At 69.5% G+C, this 7,636-nt stretch carries 9 protein-coding genes; 7 read left to right on the top strand and 2 right to left on the bottom strand.

Annotated features, from left to right (window positions below):
* Both AB0N02_RS23780 and AB0N02_RS23775 read right to left on the bottom strand, forming a co-directional pair.
* On the bottom strand, positions 1–1,271 hold a 1,271-nt coding region (locus AB0N02_RS23780), incomplete at its 3' end, for a TadA family conjugal transfer-associated ATPase (RefSeq protein WP_363950312.1).
* A complete protein-coding gene (locus tag AB0N02_RS23775; protein WP_363950310.1) occupies positions 1,268–1,663 on the bottom strand; it encodes a hypothetical protein in 396 nt (131 codons plus the stop codon). The genes AB0N02_RS23780 and AB0N02_RS23775, both read right to left, overlap by 4 nt.
* 118 nt (positions 1,664–1,781) lie before the next feature.
* On the opposite strand from AB0N02_RS23775, the gene AB0N02_RS23770 reads away from it, so the two are divergent.
* The 7 genes from AB0N02_RS23770 (at position 1,782) to AB0N02_RS23740 (ending at position 7,632) form a co-directional block, all read left to right on the top strand.
* Positions 1,782–3,248 (top strand): recombinase family protein, encoded by a 1,467-nt coding sequence (locus tag AB0N02_RS23770; protein WP_363950308.1) that lies wholly within the window; start codon positions 1,782–1,784, stop codon positions 3,246–3,248.
* Positions 3,249–3,828: 580 nt separating this feature from the next.
* Positions 3,829–4,149, top strand: a complete 321-nt coding sequence (locus tag AB0N02_RS23765; protein WP_363950306.1) for a hypothetical protein — start codon at positions 3,829–3,831, stop codon at positions 4,147–4,149.
* 26 nt (positions 4,150–4,175) lie between these two features.
* On the top strand, positions 4,176–4,385 hold the full coding sequence (locus AB0N02_RS23760; protein ID WP_363950304.1) for a hypothetical protein: 210 nt from the start codon (positions 4,176–4,178) through the stop codon (positions 4,383–4,385).
* The gene (locus AB0N02_RS23755) at positions 4,382–4,912 is read left to right on the top strand and encodes a hypothetical protein (RefSeq protein ID WP_363950302.1); all 531 of its coding nucleotides are present in this window, start codon (positions 4,382–4,384) and stop codon (positions 4,910–4,912) included. Before AB0N02_RS23760 ends, AB0N02_RS23755 begins: the two co-directional genes overlap by 4 nt.
* 26 nt (positions 4,913–4,938) lie before the next feature.
* The gene (locus AB0N02_RS23750; RefSeq protein ID WP_363950300.1) at positions 4,939–5,214 is read left to right on the top strand and encodes a hypothetical protein; all 276 of its coding nucleotides are present in this window, start codon (positions 4,939–4,941) and stop codon (positions 5,212–5,214) included.
* A gap of 430 nt (positions 5,215–5,644) precedes the next feature.
* On the top strand, positions 5,645–6,229 hold the full coding sequence (locus AB0N02_RS23745) for an HK97 family phage prohead protease (RefSeq protein ID WP_363950298.1): 585 nt from the start codon (positions 5,645–5,647) through the stop codon (positions 6,227–6,229).
* A complete protein-coding gene (locus AB0N02_RS23740; protein ID WP_363950296.1) occupies positions 6,226–7,632 on the top strand; it encodes a phage major capsid protein in 1,407 nt (468 codons plus the stop codon). The genes AB0N02_RS23745 and AB0N02_RS23740 overlap by 4 nt, the downstream gene beginning before the upstream one ends.
* Positions 7,633–7,636: the final 4 nt, after the last annotated feature.

The raw sequence follows: 7,636 nt of genomic DNA, 5'->3' as shown, positions 1-7,636 counted from the left end.
GGGAGCCGTTGAGCGGAAACGCCCAGGGCACGGGGCGGCTCGGGACGACTCCCTGGGCTGTCCGAGGGACGGGGCGGGAGCCGTTGAGCGGAGATGTCCGGGGTGCGGGCCGCCAGGGCGGGGAAGCCTGGGCCGGTGGTCACGTGGCCGTCCGGGGAGAAGGTGAGGGCGGGTTCGGCCTCGACCAGGCCTGAGGGGCGACGGGTCATCATGCAGATCTCGGCCACCCGGCGGCGTCCGTCGCCGTGATCGCGGACGAGGTGGATGACGACGTCGAGCGCGGCTGCGATCTGGCTGTGGACCGCCTCCCGGCTGAGACCCGCGGCACAGGCCAGGGCCTCCAGGCGAGGCGGAACATCGGCCGCGGTGTTGGCGTGCAGGGTGCCACAGCCGCCCTCGTGGCCGGTGTTGAGTGCGGCCAGGAGGTCCACGACCTCGGAGCCCCTGACCTCGCCGACGGCGAGACGGTCGGGACGCATGCGCAGAGCCTGGCGCACGAGGTCGCGCAGGCAGACGCCACCGGCTCCTTCGAGATTGGCGGGACGGGCCTCCAGCCGCACCACGTGCGGGTGCAGCGGTCTCAGCTCGGCCGAGTCCTCGACGAGCAGCAGCCGGTCGCCGGGATCGGCCAGGGACAGCAGGGCCGACAACAGGGTGGTCTTACCTGTGCCCGTGCCGCCGGTGACGAGGAAGGCGAGTCTTGACCGGACCACCGCGGTGAGCACGGGGACGGTGTCGGCCCTGATCGTGCCCGCCTGGACAAGGTCGGGGAGGGTGAAGGTGCGGCGCGGCGGGAGCCGTAGGGACAGGCAGGTGCCACCGGAGGCGACGGGCGGCAGGATGGCGTGAAGGCGCACGCCTCCCGCGAGACGGGCGTCGACGTAGGGACACGCGTCGTCGAGGCGCCTGCCGGCGGCCGCGGCCAGGCGCTGGGCGAGCCGCCGGACCACGTCCTCCCCGGGAAAGACGATCGGGGTGCGGCGCAGACCACGGCCGTCGTCGACCCACACCTCGCCGGGGCCGTTCACGAGCACGTCGGTGACCTCGGCCTCGGCCAGTAGCGGCTCCAGCGGTCCGGCGCCGATCAGATCCGCACACAGCGCACGGGCCACCGCCAGGATCTCCGCGTCGCCGAGCACCGCGCGCTCCGCCCTGAGCGCGACCGCGACATGGGCGGCGCTGGGCTCGACCCCGGCTCGGGCCAGACGTATCCGGACCGCTTCCACCAACTCGGGTGAGACCGCCGTGGCGGCGGAGGAGGACTGCTTCACGTCTCGGCTCCGGCGAGTGAGTGCAGGAACGACACGCAGAAACGGCCGAGAGAGGTCCGTCCGCTGAGCGGAGGGACATCTCCGCGGTTGAGGGCGGCGGCGAGCCTGGGCTGGTCAGGGAGGCTGCCCGCGTACGGCACGCGGAGCGAGGCCGTGACGACATCGTCGTCCAGAACGCCTCCACGCACGACGGCCTGCACCTCACCGGTGTGCTCGCGTAACCGGGCGAGCACCTGGGCCGCCGCGAGCACCCCTCGGACATCGGCGGTGACCACCAGCAGGGTGGTCGTGGCCCTGCCGAGCGCCTCCACGGCGGCCTGGTCGCAGTGCCGGGGCAGGTCGACGACCACCAGGTCGAAGCCGCGCCTGCCGGCTTCGAGGACCGAGCGCATCGCCTCCGCGGGAATGGCCTCGACCTCGCCCCTGTGGAAGGAGAGCAGCGTGAGCTCCGCGAAGGTCGGGAGAGCGGCCTGTAGGGCCGAGAAACTTTCCTAGGAGTACCTTCGAGGCATGACAACGACGCTCCCTCTCACCGAAAAGCTCCTGCTCACCGGCCGTGAGTACCTCCGAGTGTCCAAGGACCGGTCCGGCCGGATGAAGTCGGTTGCCCAGCAGCACGACGACAACGCCCGGTCGGCCGACCGGCACGGCATCACGCTCTTGGAGCCGTACGCCGAAGCTGAGGCCGTGTCCGCGTCCCGCTACGCGCGCAAGGCGCGAGACGAGTTCGCCGTCCTCATGGCTGATCTGGGGGCCGGTCGTTTCGGCGCCGATGTGCTCGTTCTGTGGGAGTCCTCTCGTGGCTCGCGCCGCGTCGGAGAGTGGGCAACCATGCTCGACCTCTTGGAGGACCATGGAAAGCTGGTCCATGTGACCTCGCATGGCCGGACCTACGATCCCGCCAACCCCCGCGATCGGCGGTCCTTGATCGACGATGCAAACGATGCGGAGTACGAATCCGGGAAGTCTGCGCTTCGTGTCCGGCGCGACATGGCCGCGAACGCGGCCGAAGGCCGCCCGCATGGGATATGCCCGTACGGCCTTCGCCCGATGCACGACACACGTACTGGCCGCCTGATCACTTGGGAGGCCGACCCTGAGAAAGCGCCCGTGATCGTCGAACTGTTCACCCGGCTTCGTCAGGGGCACAGCTTCAGGGCATTGGCGAGGGATTTCGAGGCGCGTGGAATCGTCCGTCGCGACGGGCGCCCGTTCCCTGCGGTACAGCTCCGTGACATGGCGACGAAGGCTGTCTACGCCGGGTATCGCCTGTACAAGGGCGAGCTGATCGAAGGCATCTGGGAACCGATCGTTGACCGCGCGCTGTACTGGGACGTGCAGCGGATCCTGTCGGGACCCAACCACCAGGCTCGCGCACAGCGGCCGGGGAGCGTGCGTTACGAGTACACGACGACCATCCGGTGTGATGTGTGCGGGGGGCCGATCACCGTAAGCCACAAACTGAAGGGAGGCCAGTATCTATGCGAGAACAAGGGGTGCGTCAAGATCGTCAAGCCCAAGGTCGACGAGATCCTCGAAGGCGTCATTCTCGGCTATCTGGCACGCCCCGACGTCTACGAAGAACTCGTCAGTCGCAATGACTCGGCAGAGGTCGCCGAGGTCATGGCTGAACTGGCGAAGCTTCGGACGGAGTTGCAAAACGCGGAGGGACGGAACCCGACGACCGTCGCCGAAGCTCTGATGTTCGCCCGACTGATCGAAGACCTGACGCCTAAGGTCGCTGACGCCGAGGCGCGCCTTCGTGGGTTGACCACGCCCGGGGACCTGGTCGCGCTCATGGAGCCGGGGGCCGACGTCGTCGAGCGCTGGAAGTCTGCGCCGGTCTCGGCTCGCCGGAAGGTCGCCGCGATCCTGCTCACGCCTGAGCGTCTGGGTGAGGTCCGGATCGCTCGCACGCTGGCGCGCGGTCCTCGCGTTCCTGTTGCCGAACGGCTGGTGTGGCGACGCGCCGAATGATCGTTTGGTGAGTGCGAAGGGTCACGCCGACGACGGAAGGCGTGACCCTTTCTGCTGTCTGAACCATGCGGAGGTAGGGGAAACGACCGAAGATCACCAGAAGATGGCAAAGGATTTCGGCCTACGCAGCATGGCTATCCCGACTTAGCCATAATCGATCTACGGCCTTCCGGTCCCGTGGTTCGCGCGGAGGCGAAGGCAACAACGGTGTCCACCGTTTCACGGCTCCCCCGCCGTTGACAGAGGTGGCCTGCCCTGAGGGACACAGGGAGCGGGCCACAACCGGCGGCCGCCATCTCTCGGGAGGAGAGACCCGGGTCGCCGTCCGGAGAGTTCCGGGGGGACTCTGTGGAATCCGCACCGTCATGGACCAATGCCCGTGCCCGACTGGCCCGCGCTACACAACTCGGCGATCAAGAGGCCGAAGAGCGCGCCCGCTGTGACCTGAAGGCCGCACGTGCCGAGGACTACATCCGGCGCTTGGTGGAGACCGCGCCGCCGCTCCGGCCGGAGGACATCGAACGACTCCGCGCGCTTCTCTTCTCACCCGGGGCGAGTCAGGACCACGAGGACGCGCCCGATGCCGCCTGACGGAGAGAAAGGCCGCCCCCGGGCAGAGGCGGCCTTCCAAGTCGAGAGCGGCGACTTCGACACCACCACGCTACGGTACGGCCCTGACGTGCGGGAGCAGCTCACCCGGCGCCGGGCCGCGTCGCGGAGGTTGCCTCCGCTGGCCGACGGGCGCCGTGATCCGCTCGACCCGCCGGACCGCCCCGGGCCGTGCTCGTTCGGTCTGTCCCGCGCCGAGCTGGTCGCCGAGGTGCGCCGTTGCCGGTCGCGGGGATGGGGCGATTGGGAGTTGCGGACGGTGTTCGTCAACCCGTCGGAGATGGCCGCATGAGCCGGGGGCCGTGGCTGTTCGTCACGGTGGATGAGGCTCACGGCCTGGCGCTCGTGCGGGGCGAGGAAGCGGGGCGGGTCGCGCTGCTGGTCTCGCCGGACACGCCCCGCTGGTCGCGCCGTGGCCGGGGATGGGTGATCGCTGCGTCTCGCATGGCCGACGTGCTCGCCTACGCCCAGACGCGCCATGAGTTCGTGGTGATCTCGCACCGCGACCGGCGGGGCGATGCGGCATGAGCTGGACGCGCTATGACGACCTGTTCACCGAGCGTCCCGACTGGGACGGGGTGTCCTACCCGGCGCGCTGGCACTACCTGGCGATGGTTCAGGCGTGCTCACGTCAGCGCAGATGGGACGGCCGGATGCCGCTCACCCGGGCGCGCCGGGCTTCCGACGTAGACGACCCTGACGGATGCCTGGCCGAACTCACCGGGGCGGGATGGGTGCGCCCAGAGGGTGACGTTGTGATCTTGCCGTTGATCGCCGAGCACATCCCCGCCCCATCTATCCGGGACAACGCCGAGAAGTCCAAGATCCGGATGCAACGGATGCGAGCGCACCGCAACGGCGATCACTCCCTGTGCGATCCCGACCGATGCGCCCAAGCCGCGAGTCTGCGCACCGTTACGCCCCCTGTTACGCGTAACACCGGGACGGGACGGGACGGGACAGGACAGGACCTCAGCGAGGCGAGAGCGAATAGCACTCCAGCCGACGACGTCACCGACGACCCATGGCCGCCGGTCGCCCAGATCAAGCCATGAGCAGACAGCACCGAGAGGAACGAACGATGACCACCACCGCACCGGCCGTCATCTCGCCCGGCATCGCGGCGATCCTGGACGCCCTGACCGACGACACCGGCCGTCTGGTCGGCCAGGCCCGCGCGCTCGCCGACCGGCTCGCCGACGACCTCGCCGACCTTCACGAGGACCAGGCCAACGTCGAGGGAGACAGCCCGCTGTCGGATGCCGCCGATACGGCCACCGAACTGGCGAGCGTGCTCGACGACCTCGCCGAGCGTCTGCATAGGCCGTCTCTGCGCCAGGCCGAGACGTTGCTGTGAGGGGGGCCGATCGTTTCCTGTCTGTGGTCGGCGGGGGACCCTCACGCCCAGTCTCCCTTTCTCTCTCCCCGGGGACCCCGTACCCGGGGCAACGCATCCGCCACCTGGCCGACGGGACGGGGGTTCAAAGGTCGCCGAGATCTTCTGAACCCGTACGGAAGAGAAACCACGGGGGCGCGGGTCAGGAGTCGGGCCGTCCCGGTACGTGCCGGGGCCGCCCCCCCTGCCCGTCCGAAGGGGAGCACACCGATCGTGATCAGTCTGGCTATCCTGGTAGTGACGCCCGATGCGGCTCGACCGCCCGGCCACCGACGCGCCCCGTCACCGGCCCGGCATTCGCGCCGCTGGCGTTCGGACGCTTGCCGGAGCGCAGATACGCGCCACCACAGGTCGCCGTCATCCGTGACGACCTCTGCTGTTGGTGGCTGCTGTGAATGATCATCTGATTCGCGCGTTCCGCGCGGCTGATCTGTCCATCGCCGGAGACGGCCGGACCGTGACCGGTGTTGCCGTGCCGTTCGGTGTCGCGACCGTGGTGGACGACGGCGCCGGGCCGTACCGGGAGGAGTTCCGGCGGGGCGCGTTCACTCGCACGATCGCCGAGCGCGGTCCGGCCAGGGTGAAGGTACTTGCCCAGCACGATCACCGAGCGTTTCCGATCGGCCGGGCGACCCTGCTGAGGGAGGATCCGGCCGGGCTGTACGCCGAGCTGAGGATCTCGGCTACGCGCGCCGGGGATGAAGCGCTGGAACTGATCCGGGACGGCGCCTTGGATGGCCTGTCGGTGGGGTTCCGGGGGATCGGGCACGACCGCGCCCAGGACGGCACCGTGCTCCGGACCGAGGTCCGGCTGAACGAGATCAGCCTTGTTGCCTTCCCCGCTTATGAGGGCGCCGTGATCACCGGGGTTCGCGGCCAGCTCACCGGCGAGTTCGTCACGCCGTATCTGTCGGTGGCCCGCGCCCGCCTGGCGCTGTTGGAGGCCGCCACGCCTAGAAAGGGTGACCCGCGATGAGTCGCGAACTCATTTTTCCCGCGCTGGAAGACCAGCACCGCAAGATTGCCGACCTGACCGCCGAGCGTGAGCGCACGCTGACCAGCGCCCGCGCCATGCTGGACGCGGTCGAGCAGGAACGGCGCGACCTGACCGAGACCGAGCGGACCGAGCATGGCGACCTGCTCACCCGCATCGAAGCACAGGGCGCCGAGATCGACCGGGAGACCGCCCGGCTCGGCGAGCTCGAACGATTGATGACCCTCGTTCGTAGTGGGCGCGTGTCGTATGAGCGTGGCACCGGGTACGGCGAGCCCGTCGTCCACGGCCGGTTGCCGGGTGCGTCCCGGCGTGACCCGGGTGAGCCGGTGTGGATCCGCACCGACGACCGGCGCCCGGCCGCGCTGGCGAGTGGCGAGCGTTTCGCCGATCACGACGTCGTCCGGGAGCAGATCCAGCGCCAAGAGGGCAGCGAGCGGGCCGTGATCGAAACTCACGGCGATCTCGGCAACCTGGTCAGGGCGATCACCACGAGTTCGGGGAGCGCCGTGGTGCCGACCGTGTGGGCAGGGAACATCATTGACCGGGCGCGCAACCTGGCCGCCGTGCTCCAGGCCGGGGCAACGATCGTGCCGATGCCCGCCCGGCAGGTTCAGGTGGGCCGGTTGACCGGCGACCCGGCCGCAGCGTTCCGCACCGAGGGTTCCACGATCACCGCATCCGACCCGACGTTCGACAACGTCACGCTCGATTCCAAGACCATGAGCGCGCTCGTGGTCGGCAGCATGGAGTGGTTCCAGGACGCCAACAACGTGGACGACGTGGTGACTCAGGCCATCGCCTCTGCCGTCGCGCTCCAGCTCGACCTCGTGGCGCTGTATGGGTCGATCACCAGCGGCGCCGGATCCATCAGCCTGGCGACCCCACCGAACCCGCGCGGCGTGCTCGGCACGCTCAACGCCGTGGCGTCCACGAGCGTGCTCGGTGGCCAGACCAACGGCACCGCCCAGACGGCCGGGGCGTACTGGAACGAGGTCATCGACACGATCTTCACCGCGCGCGACTTCAACGAGGAACCGACCGGGCTCATCTGGAACAGCAAGGCCGCCCGGCAGTACGCCCGCGCCTACGACTCCAACGGTCAGCCGCTGGCGGTGCCGTCGGCCGTGGCCGAGGTGCCGCGCTACGTCTCCAACCAGATCCCGTCTTACACACAGGGCACCATGGCCGGCCGGGCGACCGACCTGTTCGCCGGCGACTGGCGGCAGCTTCTCATCGGCCAGCGGCTGAACTTCACGATCCAGACCCTGACCGAGCGCTACGCCGAGAACGGCCAGATCGGCATCGTCGCTCACTGGCGAGGGGATGTGCAGGTGGCCCGGCCGCGAGCCTTCGCCGTCTACCGTGCCCTTCAGGGAGCGTGACGCC

The organism is Streptosporangium sp. NPDC051022, from assembly GCF_040683035.1.
Taxonomy (GTDB): Bacteria; Actinomycetota; Actinomycetes; order Streptosporangiales; family Streptosporangiaceae; genus Streptosporangium.
The sequence above is the reverse complement of the archived record's forward strand: the minus strand, read 5'-3'. Positions and strand labels throughout refer to the sequence as shown.

Excerpts from the sequence above, each read along its gene's own strand:
- AB0N02_RS23775 (WP_363950310.1), bottom strand. The coding sequence starts at position 1,663 with ATGCGCTCGGTCCTCGAAGCCGGCAGGCGCGGCTTCGACCTGGTGGTC.
- AB0N02_RS23770 (WP_363950308.1), top strand. The coding sequence starts at position 1,782 with ATGACAACGACGCTCCCTCTCACCGAAAAGCTCCTGCTCACCGGCCGT.
- AB0N02_RS23765 (WP_363950306.1), top strand. The coding sequence starts at position 3,829 with ATGCCGCCTGACGGAGAGAAAGGCCGCCCCCGGGCAGAGGCGGCCTTC.
- AB0N02_RS23755 (WP_363950302.1), top strand. The coding sequence starts at position 4,382 with ATGAGCTGGACGCGCTATGACGACCTGTTCACCGAGCGTCCCGACTGG.
- AB0N02_RS23750 (WP_363950300.1), top strand. The coding sequence starts at position 4,939 with ATGACCACCACCGCACCGGCCGTCATCTCGCCCGGCATCGCGGCGATC.
- AB0N02_RS23740 (WP_363950296.1), top strand. The coding sequence starts at position 6,226 with ATGAGTCGCGAACTCATTTTTCCCGCGCTGGAAGACCAGCACCGCAAG.